Origin of the sequence: Halalkalibacterium halodurans, assembly GCF_004376175.1 — a bacterium.
GTDB lineage: Bacteria > Bacillota > Bacilli > Bacillales > Bacillaceae_D > Halalkalibacterium > Halalkalibacterium halodurans.
In genome coordinates, this window is record NZ_SNUY01000048.1 from 16,629 (window position 1) to 32,487 (window position 15,859).

Annotated in this window: 14 protein-coding genes and 1 rRNA gene; 12 read left to right on the plus strand and 3 right to left on the minus strand. The window is 44.2% G+C overall.

Annotated elements, in window-relative coordinates:
- Positions 1-38: 38 nt before the first annotated feature.
- Positions 39-791 carry an SIS domain-containing protein gene (locus E2L07_RS14550; RefSeq protein ID WP_134229926.1) on the plus strand — a complete coding sequence of 251 codons (753 nt, stop codon included), beginning with the start codon at positions 39-41 and terminating at the stop codon, positions 789-791.
- Between the two features lie 204 nt (positions 792-995).
- A complete protein-coding gene (locus tag E2L07_RS14555; protein WP_134229927.1) occupies positions 996-1,289 on the plus strand; it encodes a hypothetical protein in 294 nt (97 codons plus the stop codon).
- A 171-nt stretch (positions 1,290-1,460) separates the two neighbouring features.
- On the opposite strand, the gene E2L07_RS14560 is transcribed toward E2L07_RS14555, so the two are convergent.
- Positions 1,461-2,690: an IS4 family transposase gene (locus E2L07_RS14560; protein ID WP_134228582.1), complete on the minus strand. Its 1,230-nt coding sequence runs from the start codon at positions 2,688-2,690 to the stop codon at positions 1,461-1,463.
- A 413-nt stretch (positions 2,691-3,103) separates the two neighbouring features.
- Here E2L07_RS14560 and E2L07_RS14565 point away from each other — a divergent pair, with 413 nt between their 5' ends.
- The 7 genes from E2L07_RS14565 to E2L07_RS14590 all read left to right on the plus strand — a co-directional run bounded on the left by E2L07_RS14565 (position 3,104) and on the right by E2L07_RS14590 (position 10,935).
- A complete protein-coding gene (locus tag E2L07_RS14565) occupies positions 3,104-3,736 on the plus strand; it encodes a hypothetical protein (RefSeq protein WP_134229928.1) in 633 nt (210 codons plus the stop codon).
- A gap of 316 nt (positions 3,737-4,052) precedes the next feature.
- Positions 4,053-6,632, plus strand: coding sequence for a glycosyl hydrolase (locus E2L07_RS14570; RefSeq protein WP_276399891.1), 2,580 nt, complete (start codon positions 4,053-4,055; stop codon positions 6,630-6,632).
- Positions 6,607-7,116, plus strand: a complete 510-nt coding sequence (locus tag E2L07_RS21540; protein ID WP_276399892.1) for a carbohydrate-binding protein — start codon at positions 6,607-6,609, stop codon at positions 7,114-7,116. The genes E2L07_RS14570 and E2L07_RS21540 overlap by 26 nt, the downstream gene beginning before the upstream one ends.
- 131 nt (positions 7,117-7,247) lie before the next feature.
- Entirely contained in the window at positions 7,248-8,414 is a 1,167-nt protein-coding gene (locus E2L07_RS14575) for an MFS transporter (RefSeq protein ID WP_243854964.1), read from the plus strand.
- A 167-nt stretch (positions 8,415-8,581) separates the two neighbouring features.
- Positions 8,582-9,019, plus strand: a complete 438-nt coding sequence (locus E2L07_RS14580) for a YbaK family protein (protein ID WP_134229929.1) — start codon at positions 8,582-8,584, stop codon at positions 9,017-9,019.
- Positions 9,020-9,087: 68 nt separating this feature from the next.
- The gene (gene cwlD, locus E2L07_RS14585; protein WP_010896421.1) at positions 9,088-9,804 is read left to right on the plus strand and encodes an N-acetylmuramoyl-L-alanine amidase CwlD; all 717 of its coding nucleotides are present in this window, start codon (positions 9,088-9,090) and stop codon (positions 9,802-9,804) included.
- A gap of 78 nt (positions 9,805-9,882) precedes the next feature.
- Positions 9,883-10,935 (plus strand): Mrp/NBP35 family ATP-binding protein, encoded by a 1,053-nt coding sequence (locus E2L07_RS14590; RefSeq protein WP_010896422.1) that lies wholly within the window; start codon positions 9,883-9,885, stop codon positions 10,933-10,935.
- 101 nt (positions 10,936-11,036) lie between these two features.
- Here the strand turns inward: E2L07_RS14590 and gerD are convergent, their stop codons facing one another.
- Positions 11,037-11,663, minus strand: coding sequence for a spore germination lipoprotein GerD (gerD, locus tag E2L07_RS14595; RefSeq protein ID WP_134229930.1), 627 nt, complete (start codon positions 11,661-11,663; stop codon positions 11,037-11,039).
- A 145-nt stretch (positions 11,664-11,808) separates the two neighbouring features.
- Here gerD and E2L07_RS14600 point away from each other — a divergent pair, with 145 nt between their 5' ends.
- Positions 11,809-12,393 carry a KinB-signaling pathway activation protein gene (locus E2L07_RS14600; protein WP_010896424.1) on the plus strand — a complete coding sequence of 195 codons (585 nt, stop codon included), beginning with the start codon at positions 11,809-11,811 and terminating at the stop codon, positions 12,391-12,393.
- A 37-nt stretch (positions 12,394-12,430) separates the two neighbouring features.
- Here the strand turns inward: E2L07_RS14600 and pdaB are convergent, their stop codons facing one another.
- Complete coding sequence (pdaB, locus tag E2L07_RS14605) at positions 12,431-13,192, minus strand: polysaccharide deacetylase family sporulation protein PdaB (protein ID WP_134229931.1); 762 nt, start codon at positions 13,190-13,192, stop codon at positions 12,431-12,433.
- A 148-nt stretch (positions 13,193-13,340) separates the two neighbouring features.
- Here pdaB and E2L07_RS14610 point away from each other — a divergent pair, with 148 nt between their 5' ends.
- Positions 13,341-13,574, plus strand: coding sequence for a hypothetical protein (locus tag E2L07_RS14610; protein ID WP_134229932.1), 234 nt, complete (start codon positions 13,341-13,343; stop codon positions 13,572-13,574).
- A 265-nt stretch (positions 13,575-13,839) separates the two neighbouring features.
- Positions 13,840-15,389, plus strand: a 16S ribosomal RNA gene (locus E2L07_RS14615).
- Positions 15,390-15,859: the final 470 nt, after the last annotated feature.

The following is a 15,859-nucleotide window of genomic DNA, read 5'->3' on the forward strand; positions in this document are numbered from 1 at the left end:
TTAAGCAGTACAATATAGTGAGAAAGGATGGTTACGTAATGATAACGACTTATTTCAATAAAATCGAAGAAATACTGGAAATCGTATTACAAATAGAAGAGGATTCATTAAAACAAGCTGCAGAAAAGGTAGCTGAAAGCATTCAAAATGGGGGAATTATCCAACTGTTTGGCTGTGGTCATTCGCACCTATTAACAGAGGAAGTGTTTTATCGCGCGGGAGGGCTCGTGCCGATCAAACCGATTCTTGTGGAGCCTTTAATGTTACACGAAGGAGCTGTGCGTTCATCCAAGCTGGAACGGCAAAATGATTACGCCGATTGGTTTTTGCAGGATCAGGATCTTCAGGCGAACGATGTATTGATCGTTTTATCAACCTCGGGGCGTAACCCTGTACCCGTGGATGTGGCGGCGTACGGTAAAGAAAAAGGAGCCTTTGTCATTGGGGTTACGTCACTCGAATATTCCAAAAGCCAGCCGTCACGACATAAAAGTGGAAAGCATCTGTATAATTCAGTCGATCTCGTCATTAACAATCATTCGGTTAAGGGAGATGCCGTGCTTTCATACGAAAAGGTTCAAGTACCCTTTGCCCCGACTTCGACGGTTGTAGGAGCAACGATCTTAAATAGCATGTTTGCAGAAGCGATCAAAAGGATGGCCGACAACGGTTATGAACCACCCATTTTCTTAAGTGGGAACATCGATGGTGCTGATGATCATAACCAACTATTAATTGAGCGTTACCAAAAACGAATTCCCCTATTAGCGTTAGATAGGGATGAGGCCTAAAGTAAATGTTAGTTTAATCTAGTTGTAATTTCCGGTCCATTGCTTGGAATTCCCTTGACAGAACGAAGAATGCCCAATCCCACTTGTTTATGTGTTTGCAGGACACAATACATTTTCATCTATTCGATCTTTGAAGAGTTACTCGAATTTTTTGGATGGTAATTGGGAACCTATGTAGATACATGAATAAAGGAGTGAATTGGAATGGGGGATTTGTGCAGAAAAGTGCCAGATCATGCCGTACAAATCATTAAAGAGCGATGTCGTGTAGTTAACCTATGTCACTATATTACACCGACATCCACATTTTTTCGCAATGACAATCGGGATCAAGAGATTTGTGAAATCGTCCGAAAAGCAGCTGCCATTTGGTGTGGTGCAGGCATTGAGTTTAATGTAAATCGTATCGAGGAACTGCAACACGTGCTAACAGAGCCGCCATTCAATGAGTTAGTAGCTGAAGATTTCCCTTGTGAGGATCATATTGGAGATCACTAGCGTTGCACAAAAAAGTGAAGACAAAGTCAAGGGTACAGAAATGGAATATTATTGATAATTATTCCATTTTATAACTTTACGAAATATTCAGTTTTATTTTTTTCTTGGTAATCAAGTCAAAAGGATAAGGGGGGTCTGTTTGAAGGTAGTCCTTATCCAATTTTTTACAAATTAGTAGATAGGGTCATAACTTAGGTCGTTTAAATGTTGGGTATCACCATCTTCAAATTGTGCTAAGGTTTCGTTGAAAATCCGGTCATGATCAAGTCGCCTTCGACCCTTTGATGATCGCTTGGGCTTTTTAAATAGCTCCTTTAGAAAAACAGAGAAGCTTCTCCACCAATATTCTTTTATAAACTCAAGCATCTCAAGGAGAGTTCCTTGATAACGCACTTTCTTCTTCATTAATAAAGTTAAACAGAAAGTAATCATGGCGATATAGACTTGGTTGTAAACGGCATTGGCGCTCTTTCCATAACATTTTTTCAGAACCATATGCTGCTTCATCCATTTGAAGAACAACTCGATTTGCCAGCGGCTTCGATAAAGATCACTGATTTCCTCTGCGCTCATCTTTGCATCATTTATGATAATCGAGATCTTGTTTCCTTGACTGTCCAGCGTTTCAATCAATCGTAGAGGGTATTTCATTTTTCCTAGCTTGACCACCGCCTCACGAAGAATATCGGAAGATGGGTCCACAGGCAGTTCTTCAATAACCTTGATGACCGTGTTATCTTTTATTCGAGTACAAAACCGAACGTTATTTTTACAGTAATCGTCAAACTTATCGAAATCGAAATATCCCCGATCAAATACGTGAAGGGCATCCTTTTCGATGACCATCAAGGCATCCAGTTGTGTGGAATCTGCCCGCCTGGCAGGGGTGATGATGATCTTATCCGGGGAAATCTCCCCTTCATGAATAACGACACGGGTATGTATTTTCACTCCCGCTTTTGTATTTCGGAAATGAGCCCATCGATACTGGCTAAGACAAAAAGAGATGGTAGTAGAATCAATGAGATGGATTTTGCCTAATAAAGCATTTCCCTTTTCCTTCCCGAATTCCCGGTGGATCTGTTGGACTAAATGATGAAGGATGGATTCAAAAATCTCTGGTGGCAAATCAGAAAGTTTACGGGATAATTGGGATTTACTGATGCTTTTTAATCCAAGTTCTTTTTGTAATTTTTTCTTATGCCGCACTTTAAAACTAATTTCCTTTAGACTTGATAACTGTTTCAATTGAGCATAAATAAAGAGTTTGATAAAGGTGAGGCTATCTAGTTTTTTAACATATTTATCCACTTGCATTTGATCAATGATTTTAGAAATGACTTTCATGTCTGTCGGTTGAATGTATTCCTTAAAAACCGTTTTTGTGTTATTCTTGTCCATAGGTTTACTCCTTATAATTAGGATATGGACAGGACTTCGTACCTTCTGTCATCTAATTATAAGGATTTTTTTATGAAGTTGAAGACTAGTATTTACCATAAATTCAATAAAATTGAATTTAATTACACCTTGACAAATCTTTTTTTATTTAATGCAACGCTAGTGATTGGAGATCGGATTCCTCATTTGTTGGCAACACGTCCAGGTAGTACAGACACGACAATTGCGGTTTATTGGATTGGCGGTGAAACGTTCCAAACGGATGGACACGGTGTCCAAGTAACTGGGTGTCATAACTTCAGCTTTTCAACTACTGACTCCATCCCAAGGCACTCAATTATTCTTACGGACTTAGCGAATTACCAAGTGTTAGCTCATGAGCTAGGGCATGCTTTATTTGTACATCACCCGGTGTGTTTAACAACGATGATCCGAGTCCAAATGCAGACCCCAATAACCGCAAGCATAATAGCGATTCCAATAATGTCATGTTTCCCAATGCAGGGACACAAACGACAGTTGAGCAGCGGCTATTGGCGAGAAAAAGCAAACTGGTGGTTGAAGATTTTTGTGATGTTAAATTTGTTCCTGAATTTCCTAAGAAGTTTGAAGTGGAAATTTTGAGCATTGGGGTCCATGAAGTGGACGATGGTTTATTTGATTCTGATATTGAAGTGCGTTTTAACTTCAAGATCAACGATACCACTCTTTCTTGGGAACATCATCAGATTGAACCTTCCGCTGTTCCTTACCACATTGGTGTTAGGACGAACGTATTAATTCACACTCCTGATGATGAGATTTCATTAGAAATAACTGGTGTTGAATTTGATGTTAATCAGAACGACCCGTTGCCGTCATTTTCAAGAACATTTGGACAGGCCGACCAGTGGTGGGGTACAAATGTTCCCAATCCTCCTGGTTTCCATAGTACCTTGATTTTAGAAAACGATGAGATAAAGTGTGAAATCTTTTTCAAGATTACTGCGGTTCCTTCGGAAGAAAAGCTGATCCCTGGTGTTTTCCAACAATCAATAATTACCTAGGTTTGGGCGAGAAACTCGTTCGTACATCACTGTTATCCAATTGCTTTTTAACATGGTGTCTCTTTGTGGCCTTCAAAAAATCATGTCGTATAGAATTTGCAAGCCCTAAGACTTAAAGTCTCATGGCCCTTTTTACGCTACCTTTTTCCGTTTCCGATAGACGACATAGCTCCTTGTAAAATATTTTAGTGGCATGCTGAGTACGATTAATCATAAGACGTGACTTCAGGAAGGAGTTGCGTTTTTTTTGTTTGTTTCTCATTGAGTCTTTATAAATCGAGATCGTAGCAAGATCATTTAAAAGAGGGGGATGGAAATGAAGGGGAAAAACGTTCAGTTACTTTTCGCATTGGTGGTGATCATATTGTTGTTTCCAACAGGAGCTTCGGCCTCCTCTCATGCGGTGAGCGTCGGGAAAGGAAGCTATGCGACCGAGTTTCCGGAAATTGATTTTGGCGGAATTAATGATCCGGGCTTTCGGGGTCAGCAGGGGGAGCCGCCTGCAACCATTTATCGCTCAGATCGTGTAACAGGACCGATGCAAACCAATTCATGGTGGGGATCGTTAGCAGTTGACCGGTTTTCGATGAATCAATATCCTCACCCGTTTAGTGTTCGGCATTGGCCAGAGGGGTTACATGTATTCTATGATGCCCCGCACAATATGGTCGTCCATGAAAACCGTGAAGCAGGAACGTGGCACATTCATGGCGCGATTGGAACGGACTTTATCATTAAACATTCTGGAACAGCCAATTTTGGGCAGGCTGTCGTCGACGACTATAACGATTGGTATGTGCGAGGGCTACTTGAAAATGGCGCTCAACAAATGGCCATTACATACGGGATCGGATCTCCGTACATTTTTGTCGAATATGAAGGAGGAAGTGCTGTTTTAGACTTTGATATTGCCCCAGATGTATGGGAAATGAACGGTCATGTCATTGGCTTCTCGACCCATGATCATAAGCATTATGCGGCATTTGCTCCCCCTGGACAAAACTGGTCTGGTATCGGTTCAAGAACGCTTACGAACAATGCCAATTATATCGCCATTGCGAAGCTCCCGGAAAAGGACGGAAACATGCTAGCGAAGTTTGAGCAGTATGTGTACTCTGTCGTTCGAGACGCCGTAGCTGACTGGACATATGACGAAGCGACGGGAACAGTAACGACCACATTTGAGGTCACAACAGAGGCAAAGGTGCAAGGAGCGCCCGACGGTACGATCTTTGCATTATATCCACATCAATATCGCCACTTGGCTTCATCCTCTGAGAGCCAGCTACTTCAGAACTACCAGTACAAGATCATCCGCGGCACGATGATTGGACTAGAAGGTAAGCGCTTCACGACCGAATTAACCTATCCGGGTGTGCTCCCTTCCTTGCCGGATTTAGGTGATTACGATCGGGAGCGATTGATCGGTTATCTTCATGATGCTACATCTGATTACCCAACCGGTTCGGATACGTATGAGCTAGGAAAATATATAGGAAAGCTTGCTACTCTTGCGCCAATTGCTGATCAAATGGGCGAGTATGAATTAGCGGAACAGTTTCGCGGAGAGCTAAAAGACATTTTAGAGGATTGGTTACAGGCGACGAATGCTAGTGGTCAACTAAAAGGGAAAAATCTTTTTTATTACAACGAAAATTGGGGAACGATTTTAGGCTATCACGCGGCTCACAGTTCTGCGACGCGAATCAATGACCATCATTTCCATTACGGATACTTTGTCAAAGCTGCAGCCGAAATTGCCCGCGCAGACCAAGAGTGGGCGAAAAGCGAAAATTGGGGTGGGATGATCGATTTACTCATCCGCGACTTTATGGCCGATCGAGACGATGATTTGTTTCCATACTTAAGAATGTTTGACCCGTTCTCGGGGAATTCGTGGGCGGACGGGCTTGCTACCTTTGATGCGGGGAACAATCAGGAATCTTCCTCGGAAGCGATGCACGCTTGGACAAATGTTATCCTATGGGCGGAAGCCACAGGGAATAAGGAGCTCAGAGACCGGGCGATCTACTTGTATACGACCGAGATGAGTGCGATCAATGAGTACTTCTTTGATGTTCATCAAGAGATTTTCCTGGAGGAATATGGACCTGAAATTGTTACGATTAACTGGGGCGGGAAAATGGACCATGCTACGTGGTGGAATTCAGGAAAGGTGGAAAAATATGCGATTAACTGGTTGCCGTCCCATGGTGGTTCGCTGTATCTTGGACACCACCCTGACTATGTCGACCGGGCCTACGAAGCGCTTCGGCGAGATATCGGTTCCACCGACTGGAACTTATGGTCAAATCTCGTTTGGATGTATCGAGCCTTTACCAATCCAGACGATGCTCTTCGGCAAATGGAGGCTTCGATCGATGACTACGGCTTGTTTGACCCAGGAAATGAAAAAATCATTGAGCGTGGAAGCACGAAAGCACAGACGTATCATTGGATTCACAATTTAGCTGAACTTGGACGAGTGGACCCAACGGTAACGGCCAATCACCCGATTTACGCCGTCTTTAATAAAAATGGTAATCGAACGTATATTGCCTATAACTATTCTGATTCTCCAATCACGGTCCAATTTTCCGATGGACATGCCATTGAAGTTGAGCCGCATAGCTTTAATATTGGCAACGGGGACGGCCCCGCAAACCCAGATCCTTCAGAACCGGATCTGAAAAATCCTTACGAGCGAATTCAGGCGGAGTCGTATGATGCGATGAGCGGCATTCAGACAGAAGAGACGGACGATGACGGTGGTGGACAGAACATCGGTTGGATTAACGATGGTGATTGGGTCAAGTATGAGCGCGTTCATTTCGAACGGGGCGCTTCCTCTATTGAAGTTCGCGTAGCTAGTGATACACCCGGGAGGAAGGATTGAAATACGCACAGGAAGCCCAACAGGAACGCTCTTAGGAGACGTACAGGTACCGAATACCGGCGGGTGGCAGGAGTGGCAGACGGTGACAGGAAATGTGCAAATTCAACCTGGGACTTACGATGTATATTTAGTGTTTAAAGGGAGTCCCGAGTATGACTTAATGAATGTGAACTGGTTTGTTTTCCGAGCAAACGGCCAAGGGAATGGCGATTCGCATACACACCCTGATTACACAGCAGGAATTAGAGGGATTACAGGTAATGAAGTGACGATCTTTTTTGCGCCGACAACAGAAGCACGGTATGTGGATGTACATTTAAAAGTGAACAATGGTCAACAACTCAATTATCGGATGACAGAACGGAACGGGGAATGGGAACGGGTTGTCGAGAATTTATCAAGTGGTGATGTACTTGAATATAGCTTCACGTATGAGAAGCTCGGACCCCAATATACGACTGAATGGTTTACGTATACGCGTTAATGAAATAGTGGATGGAGCTGCCCGTTGATGCAGCTCCTTTTATCGTTATGATTCATCCCCACATTTGTTCACAAAATCGAACGACTTCGATTGGGTTGATTTTACGTTATAATGTAAAAAAGAGGGGATTTATGATGACGAAATTCATTTATATTATTTTAGTCGTTGCGTTTATTGATACATTTATCCAACTGCCGATCATCACCCCTTATGCCCTAAGTCTAGGAGCATCAGAAACGTTAGTCGGTGGTATTGTGGCGATTTATTCCTTAGCGAATATGGTGGGCAATATCATCGGTGGGCACTGGGTTGATCGCTTCGGACGCAAACGAATGCTTTACATGGGGATGCTGGCAGTGGGGGGCGTGCTTTTACTTTATCCCCTTGCTCAAACAGGAGGTCAGTTATTCCTCGCCCGGTTATTACACGGGCTAGCCGGTGGTGTTTTAATCCCAGCCGCGTTTGCCTTAATTGGTGACCAAGCAAAGGCAAGACAGAGCCGAAAGCCGATGGCGTTTGCTGGGGCCTCCATCGGGATTGCCGCCATTACGGGGCCGGCTATAGGTGGGATTTTAGCCGCTCAATCCCGGACGGAGTACGTGTTTATTCTCGTAGCGATCCTGTTCTTCCTATCTGTCGGATTAACGATCAAATTTGTCCCAGAATCGCTGAAAGCCACAAGTCGTCAACGAGTGTCCTGGGGGCATGTCGGTCCACTACTGAAGAACGTAAGTCTAATGCAAGCGTGCCTTGCTGCATTTGCTTTAATGGTCAGCAACGGAACACTTGCATTCGCATTACCACTACTCGTGACCCAATTAGGTTTAACGTCGGCATCAACGGGGATGCTTTTAAGCATTTACGGCATAACGGCGCTATTTATTTTTATTACCCCGCTAAACAAAGTGTATGAGCGACTATACCCTGGGCGATTGGTCGTACTAGGATTAGGGTTGATTGGAGTATCCCTTATGTTGTTAAGCTTTATCCACACGTTATCATTAGCGGTAGTCCTAATGGTTACTTATGGCATCGGGTTTGCGTTTGTTTTTCCGTCCATGAATCAAATGGTGTCAACTGCGTCTCAAGATGAAGATCGCGGGAAGGCCTATGGGATTTTTTACGCTGTCTTTTCTCTCGGTGTTGTTGCTGGCTCGTTCATTTCAGGTGTTGTCACCGAACTTTTAGGCGTTCCTTTTATCGTTAGTGGGTGCTTGATGCTTGGGTGCAGCGTGCTTTTAGTTTGGCTATCGCAAAAAAGGATCACCGAGTCTTATGCTGTAAAAAGAGGTGCTTAAACCATCTGGCTTTTCAGGTGGTTTTTTCTTATGACTTTAAAGAGAAAAAAGATTGCGGAAAAGCGAACTTCCCGAACAAGAAATTTGTCCAAAAGCTGTCTTGATTTCCACTGCATGAGCCCCGCGGTTCCTCTGGATACTAAAGAAAAAAGGGAGTGTGAGGAGCGATGACGGTTATTACAACATTTACACAAAAACGTCGGGAGAAACAGTGGAAGTTTGAACGGAAAATGCTTCGTGAATTGACATTGCAACAAATAAAAAAAGACATTCAGACTCATTTTCAAGACATTATCCCGTTTCATTTTTTAACCCACCCATTTTTGATGGACCCTTGTACCGATATGGCCATTGATGCCTATTTACTTGGCGCCGAGTTTGGCCGTTTTGGCTACTATGGGGAGCCAGCAGAGAAAGCGAAAGCGCGATGCGAAGAAGAATTGTCTGACCTGTCCCACTATGTTTTCGATTTACTTCAAGGTTGGTATACAAACTCCGAGTTTATTCTCGATTCTCTCCACGTTGCTTCACAAGCCTTTGTCGATCATTGGTGGCGTAAAGGATTTGAAGAGGGGACAAAACGGTACAAACTCCGCCTTCATTAAGAAAATCACTACATATTTTCCCACTTGTCCAAATATATATAGGAACGATAGGACGAGGGGGAATGATCATGATTAAGTGGTTAAAAGGTGGAGTGTTTGCACTAGGGCTTGTTGCACTCCTTTTCATTATCCAATATCAGTTTATTAGCAATGATTCATCTTCCACATGGAATCTTCCGTTGTCTGGAAAGGTTATTATCCTTGATCCGGGACACGGAGGGATCGATGGCGGGGCGACGTCTAGGGCAGGTGCCTTGGAAAAAGACATTACGCTCGCTGTTAGCTTGGAACTTCGCGACTATCTCCAGGAAGCAGGGGCCCTCGTGTTAATGACACGAGAGGAAGATCGTGACTTAGCGGATGCGACGACAGCGAAGGTTCGCCAGCGAAAGGTTCAAGATTTAAAGCGGCGAGTTGAAATTGTCAATGGTTCTGGAGCTGATATGTTTGTCAGCATCCATTTGAATGCGATTGCTTCTCCTCGTTGGAGCGGGGCGCAAACGTTTTACAATCGAGCGATTCCGGAGAACGAACCTTTAGCCCGGTTTGTCCAGGATCAGCTGAAACGTAATTTAGAAAATACGAGTCGTTATGCAAAGCCAATTAATAACGTTTTTTTGTTAAAACATGCTGAAATTCCAGGTTTGCTAGTTGAAGCAGGTTTTTTATCCAATCCTTCCGAAGCTGAATTGCTTGAGACAGAAGACTATCAACAAAAAGTTGCAGCATCCATCTACCAAGGGATCATGCGCTATTACACAAATGAAGATGCGCCTGAGCAATAAACGAGTGCAAACGGATTCACGAACAGGACTAGGCGTATGCTATACTAAGCGTATACTGGAAAAAGGATGGTGTCTTTGTTGTTGACGGAGGAAAAGGTACTAGCTGCACTTAATCGGGTAAAGGACCGAGATTTAAATAAAAGCATCGTGGAGACCGGAGGCATCCGGGAACTGAAAATTTCAGGTGCGAATGTGAGCGTAAAAGTAGCTTTAGCCCAAACGGGAACTCGCGAGCAAATGGAGATTCAACAAGAAATCGTAAACGTACTAAAAGGGGAAGGGGCCGAGTCGGTAGGGCTCCGCTTTGATCAGTTAGATGAGACGGAGATTGAAAAGCTAGGAGGACTCCCTAAGCAAGAATTTCATGGACCACCGTTGCTTCATCCAAATACTTCAACAACGTTTATCGCCGTGACAAGCGGTAAAGGTGGGGTAGGTAAGTCCACAGTTTCAGTGAACCTTGCCACGACCCTTGCCCGTCTAGGGAAGAAGGTTGGTATCATCGATGCGGACATTTATGGATTTAGTGTTCCTGACATGATGGGGATTGAAGAGCGTCCGAAAGTGGTTGGTGAACAAATTTTTCCGGTGGAGCGCTTTGGTGTAAAAGTCATCTCGATGGGGTTTTTTGTGGAAGATAATGCACCGGTCATTTGGCGTGGCCCAATGCTCGGCAAAATGCTTAATAATTTTTTTGCTGAAGTCGAGTGGGGAGATTTAGACTACTTAATTTTGGACTTGCCTCCTGGCACTGGAGACGTAGCGTTGGACATTCATACGATGCTCCCTCATTCGAAAGAAATTCTTGTCACAACACCTCATGCTACTGCTGCGTTCGTGGCAGCACGGGCAGGCGCTATGGCATTAAAAACACATCATGAAATTATTGGTGTGGTTGAAAACATGGCCTACTTTGAAAGCAAGATTACAGGAGAAAAAGAGTATGTATTTGGCCAAGGTGGGGGAGAACGACTGGCTGAAGAGTTGAAGACGGAAGTTCTCGGTCGCATTCCGCTTGGACAGCCAGAAATCGATGAAGACGATTTTGCTCCGTCCGTTTATGGAGCGACTCATCCGATCGGGGAAATTTATACGGCTATCGCCAAGCGAGTCATTGATAAAACAACATGAACCGTTTGTAACAAAGAGTAGAAAGAGCCTCAAAGAAGTAAAAATGAGGCTCTTTCTTACGTTAAATATTAAGTGACGAGACTGATTGGGCGGTGGGGGCTTTACGAGCCACCGCCCCCGCCGGCATCTCCTTGACCGCCTTCTTGTTCTTGTTGCTGCTCTTGCTGTTCTTGTTGTTTTTTCATTTGTTCCTCTGCCACTTTTACGAAGATTTCGTTTAGCTTTGCCATAAAATAAGGACTCTCAAACGCTTCGTTCATGATTGTCATTACTTGTTGACGATATTCCTTTGTTTTCATCAAATCAAGGAACATCTGCTCCATCTCAGGGTTTTGTAGCACTTCAACCATCATTTGTTGATATTCGGGATCTTTCATAAGTCCTTTTAGTAATTTTTCGTTTTCTGCTTGCATGCTCTCTGCAAATGTTTTCGCAAATTCAGGGTCTTGCATCGTTTCTTGCCAAAACTGCTTACCCGCTTCCGAGGTCAATGTATCTTGAATCGCTTTTTTTACAAAGGCGTTATCCATTACAACTGTACGCCGCACTTCTTCGTCTGCCATTAATTCTTTTATGGCTTGTTTTCCTTCTTCAGTCTGCAACATGTCGACCATCATTTTCTTTGTACTTTCGTAATCAGGAGGTTGATTCCCTCCCTGTGCTTGAGGTGCACAGCCGATGATGATGGACAATAACGCAATGCAAATGAGCAGCGCCCCTTTTCTCATCACTTCTGCTCCTTTCACTCATTTTGTCATTAATTTGAGACATTTTCTTGAACTTTATGCATGGTCTAGGGACAACGACTGGCTTTTTCGCTGAGCGATTGATACAATCAATGACAGCAATGTATGTAGATGTGGAGGAACGTACGTGAATACGAGGAAAGTTGTTCAGCTTTTTTTTACGACGTTAATTATTGGTAGTTTAAGCGGTACGATTGTCGGGTTGCTTTTGGATTTAGACCTATATACAAGTGGAAGTGTGGCTAATTTAATTGTAGGGATTATTTGGATCGCGGGGATTAGTGCTGCATTTAGCTTAATTGCACAGATGGGTTTTTTCGCTTATCTAACCTTGCATCGTTTTGGCCTCGGGATATTCAAATCCGTGAAGCTTTGGAACTGGGTTCAAGTCATCCTGATTGCGTTTGTCGTTTTTGACCTTATTTATTTACGTTATATTGCTTTTGCTCAAGAGGGGGAAACCATCTTCCATTACATGGTGATGCCTCTAGCCCTTTTGGTGTATGGTGCGATTATCGCTTATTTGAAAGCGAAAGATACGAATAAGGGTGCCTTTATTCCTGCGTTATTCTTTATGGTTGTGATCACGTCCATTGAGTGGGTACCGGCTTTAACCGTTAATGATCCGAAATGGCTCTGGGTATATTTCGCTCCTCTCATTGCAGCGAACACTTGGCAAATTTTAATTCTCCATCGATTGCAACAGCAATAAAAAAGTCGAGCGATGTCGCTCGGCTTTTTGTTTTGACTTATTTGATTTCATCATGGGTTGGATGGGCGTCCGCCATTAGCTCCTCGATCGAGCGAAAATGATATCCTTTTCCTTTTAGTTGATCGATGATAATGGGCAGTGCTTTATGAGTTTGTTTAGCTGAATCAGACGCATGCATGAGTACGATATCACCTGGTGAGATATGGTCAACAACTTGACGAACGATGGCATCAACCCCAGGGTTTTCGTAGTCTCGTGAGTTGATACTCCAATGGACAATCGTATAATCATAAGACTCGGCCAAGTTTAAGACACGTTTGTCGAAATCTCCATTAGGTGGCCTGAGTAAAGTCGGCTTTTCTCCGGTAATCGAGCTAATGACTTGTTGGCTTTGTCTTAGGTCCTTACGAATTTTTTCGTCCTCCCAAGTTGTATAGTTTTTGTATTGATATCCGTGACTGCCGATATGGTATCCCGCCTCTTGAATAAGCTCTACTAGCTCAGGGTGTCTTTCTGCCCAAGAGGCCGAGATGAAAAATGTGGCTTCCTCTACTTTTTTACTCTGTAATACATCAATAATTGGTTTTACCCGTTGTTCTCCCCAACTAATATTAAAGGTAAGGGCTGCTACTTTTTCGTCCGTTTCTGCTTTATGAAACGCTTGGGGGCCTTCTGGTGTGGAAAAAACCATAAGGTGACTGCGCTCTAAATAAAGTAAACTGGCGCAAAAAAAAGCAGTGAGAAGAATGATGGTTAATTGCTTTATCTTTTTTGCACGTAATACCCAGAAGAACTTCATCTGATTCTAGCCTCCTGTATCGATTTGGTTATATTCATGTATATAGAAAAGACGGACAAGGTATGAATAAAAACCCAAAGATTAGAAAAGAATTTAGTTAGAGGAATGATCATTGTATGTGAGTTAATTATAGGTAGGAGTGTTGTCGATGCTAGGGTGTCTTTTTAATGAAAAAGAAGCACAGGAGATAGAGTACTTATTAAAGAGAGAAATGGAGGAGCTGCTTCTTGATTTATCGGATCCTAGGATCGATGAAGTTGTGAAACGAGCGATGGAAGAAAAATATCAAATCGTGTATGGCATCTATAAACGTTTCGTCCCGCCAAATGAAAGAATGAGATACATGTTAAAACGTTATAAACGAAAAGGAAATGATATTTAGTATTGACGAAGAGATCCGTCCGTGTTATATTATCTCTTGCGCTCAAAAACAAGGAAACGTATTGGTTTATAAAAAAAGTTGTTGACGTTGTGCCTTGGTTTTGATAGTATAATTTACAGTCGTCAGCAAGACGACGTCAGACAGTTCTTTGAAAACTGAACAAAAGCCAAGCGAAATAAAGAGATACAAGGTATCTCGTCAATTTACTTCATTATATGAAGTGTCGCAGGAAACAAATCCTGTGAAACATGAGCTTTATCAAACTTTTATGGAGAGTTTGATCCTGGCTCAGGACGAACGCTGGCGGCGTGCCTAATACATGCAAGTCGAGCGGACCAAAGGGAGCTTGCTCCTAGAGGTTAGCGGCGAACGGGTGAGTAACACGTGGGCAACCTGCCTGTAAGACTGGGATAACATCGAGAAATCGGTGCTAATACCGGATAATAAAAAGAACTGCATGGTTCTTTTTTGAAAGATGGTTTCGGCTATCACTTACAGATGGGCCCGCGGCGCATTAGCTAGTTGGTGAGGTAACGGCTCTCCAAGGCGACGATGCGTAGCCGACCTGAGAGGGTGATCGGCCACACTGGGACTGAGACACGGCCCAGACTCCTACGGGAGGCAGCAGTAGGGAATCTTCCGCAATGGACGAAAGTCTGACGGAGCAACGCCGCGTGAGTGATGAAGGTTTTCGGATCGTAAAACTCTGTTGTTAGGGAAGAACAAGTGCCGTTCGAAAGGGCGGCACCTTGACGGTACCTAACGAGAAAGCCACGGCTAACTACGTGTCAGCAGCCGCGGTAATACGTAGGTGGCAAGCGTTGTCCGGAATTATTGGGCGTAAAGCGCGCGCAGGCGGACTCTTAAGTCTGATGTGAAAGCCCCCGGCTCTACCGGGGAGGGTCATTGGAAACTGGGAGACTTGAGTACAGAAGAGGAGAGTGGAATTCCACGTGTAGCGGTGAAATGCGTAGAGAAGTGGAGGAACACCAGTGGCGAAGGCGACTCTCTGGTCTGTAACTGACGCTGAGGCGCGAAAGCGTGGGGAGCAAACAGGATTAGATACCCTGGTAGTCCACGCCGTAAACGATGAGTGCTAGGTGTTAGGGGTTTCGATGCCCTTAGTGCCGAAGTTAACACATTAAGCACTCCGCCTGGGGAGTACGACCGCAAGGAAGAAACTCAAAGGAATTGACGGGGGCCCGCACAAGCAGTGGAGCATGTGGATTAATTCGAAGCTACGCGAAGAACCTTACCAGGTCTTGACATCCTTTGACCACCCTAGAGATAGGGCTTTCCCCTTCGGGGGACAAAGTGACAGGTGGTGCATGGTTGTCGTCAGCTCGTGTCGTGAGATGTTGGGTTAAGTCCCGCAACGAGCGCAACCCTTGACCTTAGTTGCCAGCATTCAGTTGGGCACTCTAAGGTGACTGCCGGTGACAAACCGGAGGAAGGTGGGGATGACGTCAAATCATCATGCCCCTTATGACCTGGGCTACACACGTGCTCCAATGGATGGTACAAAGGGTTGCGACGCCGTGAGGTGCAGCCAATCCCAGAAAGCCCTTCTCAGTTCGGATTGCAGGCTGCAACTCGCCTGCATGAAGCCGGACTTGCTAGTAATCGCGGATCAGCATGCCGCGGTGACTACGTTCCCGGGCCTTGTACCCACCGCCCGTCACACCACGAGAGTTTGTAAAACCCGACGTCGGTTAGGTAACCTTTAGGAGCCATCAGCCTAACGTGGGACAGATGATTGGGGAGAAGTCGTAACAAGGTAGCCGTATCGGAAGGTGCGGCTGGATCACCTCCTTTCTACGGAGTTTTTAACTCTAGTCGACCATTCGCAGATTCATCTGCGGAAGGACGCTTCGGACTTTTGTTCAGTTTTGAGAGAACTCAAAACTCTCAATTAATGGAATTGACAAAGAGCATCAAGTAGATCAAGGAAGCAAGGATTTGAGGAATGGAGCGTATGTGTATACGTGACATGACCGAGAATCTGAAGCTGACGAAGAGATGCGATGATGATCTGCCATCAAAATGGTTCTTTGAAAACTAGATAATGATATTGTAAGTGGAAGATGAGCGCGATGCTCATTGGAAGCTTATATGACGCAAATCGAGTTCACCGGGTATTTAACCTACATCCTGTAGGGAAAATACTCACGAACGAGACGTCAAGAATTCCATGACGCTTTTGATGAATTATGTATTTTGCGACGAGAAGCAAGGAGATCGAGGACACGCGTTTTCGAGTGAGGGAGCGTATGTGTATACGTGAC

Bases quoted from the DNA above. Each gene is read 5' to 3' on its own strand.
- E2L07_RS14550 (WP_134229926.1), top strand. From the start codon at position 39: ATGATAACGACTTATTTCAATAAAATCGAAGAAATACTGGAAATCGTA.
- E2L07_RS14555 (WP_134229927.1), top strand. From the start codon at position 996: ATGGGGGATTTGTGCAGAAAAGTGCCAGATCATGCCGTACAAATCATT.
- E2L07_RS14560 (WP_134228582.1), bottom strand. From the start codon at position 2,690: ATGGACAAGAATAACACAAAAACGGTTTTTAAGGAATACATTCAACCG.
- E2L07_RS14570 (WP_276399891.1), top strand. From the start codon at position 4,053: ATGAAGGGGAAAAACGTTCAGTTACTTTTCGCATTGGTGGTGATCATA.
- E2L07_RS14575 (WP_243854964.1), top strand. From the start codon at position 7,248: ATGATGACGAAATTCATTTATATTATTTTAGTCGTTGCGTTTATTGAT.
- E2L07_RS14580 (WP_134229929.1), top strand. From the start codon at position 8,582: ATGACGGTTATTACAACATTTACACAAAAACGTCGGGAGAAACAGTGG.
- cwlD (WP_010896421.1), top strand. From the start codon at position 9,088: ATGATTAAGTGGTTAAAAGGTGGAGTGTTTGCACTAGGGCTTGTTGCA.
- gerD (WP_134229930.1), bottom strand. From the start codon at position 11,663: ATGAGAAAAGGGGCGCTGCTCATTTGCATTGCGTTATTGTCCATCATC.
- pdaB (WP_134229931.1), bottom strand. From the start codon at position 13,192: ATGAAGTTCTTCTGGGTATTACGTGCAAAAAAGATAAAGCAATTAACC.
- E2L07_RS14610 (WP_134229932.1), top strand. From the start codon at position 13,341: ATGCTAGGGTGTCTTTTTAATGAAAAAGAAGCACAGGAGATAGAGTAC.